The organism is Neisseria sp. HMSC068C04 (genome assembly GCF_001810105.1).
In the GTDB taxonomy this organism is placed as follows: Bacteria; Pseudomonadota; Gammaproteobacteria; order Burkholderiales; family Neisseriaceae; genus Neisseria; species Neisseria flavescens_B.
In genome coordinates, this window is the sequence record NZ_KV800014.1 from 1058 (window position 1) to 1285 (window position 228).

General features: G+C 61.0%; 1 protein-coding gene. It reads right to left on the reverse strand.

The genetic code is table 11. The features are described 5' to 3' along the window. Positions 1-194, reverse strand: a 194-nt coding sequence (locus tag HMPREF2700_RS11930; protein ID WP_210389916.1) for a hypothetical protein, incomplete at its 3' end; no start/stop codon positions are given. Positions 195-228: the final 34 nt, after the last annotated feature.

Genomic DNA, 228 nt, shown 5'->3' on the forward strand with positions numbered 1-228 from the left:
CCAGCCGCCTTCAGGCGGCTGTGTGTTGAAACGCCGATAGCAAGACATCGAGAGATGGGGGAAATCCCAGCCGCCTTCAGGCGGCTGTGTGTTGAAACTTTGGCGCGCATATTGTTGACCCTGTTGCCGTGCCAGCCGCCTTCAGGCGGCTGTGTGTTGAAACCGCGCATGGCTCGCTGACGATTCCGGGACACCCGCCAGCCGCCTTCAGGCGGCTGTGTGTTGAAA